Here is an 848-nt window from a genome sequence, read left to right as displayed (position 1 = left end):
TAAAAGCATTTTCCGCATTCTTTGTCGCATCCTCAAGATGCTCAGGGTCAAACCACCCTTTAAAATGCTGCCTTGTCTTGTTTTGGAAATGTGCAACATCTGAACTAAAGGCTGCAAGATCCCGCTTGGCAGAAGCTATCCCCTCTTGCAGATGATTGACAAAACGCACAACAAGGGAAACATCCATGACGATTCTTTATCCTAACTGATGGCTTTCATATTCTTGAGCTTTCAGGCGCGCGAGTTCTTCTCGATAGGCAATCACATCCAGCCAATCCATCTGGTTAATCTCTGAAGGCGCCCAGTGATAATAAAGGGCTAGTTCTGCCCCAAATTGTCCGGCAGAGAGGATTGGCGTTGCGTAAAAAAAGCAAAAAAAGCCTTCAATATTGCGACAATATCCATCACATCAACTCGATCAATCAATTCAATAGATTCATGTGACATATCAGCCAAAAGTGCTGTGATGCCTTCTGTTGCCTCACTTGTGAACAAAACTTGAGAAAGCTTCGTGATAAGCACATCATTGCTCAAAGTGGTTTTTTGCTCTCCAAACTCAGGAAGCAGCAGCTCTGTCAATTGTGGTCCAATGAGCACCGCTAATTGCTTGGCATGCTTAAAAGTGGGGCGATAAAAGGTCAGTTTCTTGCAGAGAGATTCTTTGCCACCTTTATCTTGATAAGGAAGCGGAACCTGCAATTCCACGTCAATGCTGGTTTGTAAACTTGTCATGATCAATTCCTATAAATGAGAACCCTATCAATAATGAGAGCTTATAAGTTGAGAATAGAGCGGCGGCGAGAACCGATCTCTTGCCCATTGCGGACAAGCCAGCCGCCCCGTTTAAA

At 44.0% G+C, this 848-nt stretch carries 2 protein-coding genes; both read right to left on the bottom strand.

All coding sequences use genetic code 11. The features are described 5' to 3' along the window. Positions 1 to 187, bottom strand: a 187-nt coding sequence (locus ACFINL_RS09730; protein ID WP_375651491.1) for a hypothetical protein, incomplete at its 3' end; no start/stop codon positions are given. A 131-nt stretch (positions 188 to 318) separates the two neighbouring features. Next, positions 319 to 732, bottom strand: coding sequence for a hypothetical protein (locus ACFINL_RS09725; RefSeq protein ID WP_273790101.1), 414 nt, complete (start codon positions 730 to 732; stop codon positions 319 to 321). Positions 733 to 848 lie beyond the last annotated feature (116 nt).

Source organism: Bartonella sp. AA78NXGY (genome assembly GCF_042197005.1).
GTDB lineage: Bacteria > Pseudomonadota > Alphaproteobacteria > Rhizobiales > Rhizobiaceae > Bartonella.
Note: the sequence above shows the minus strand (reverse complement) of the source record. Positions and strands in the feature narration are given on the sequence as shown.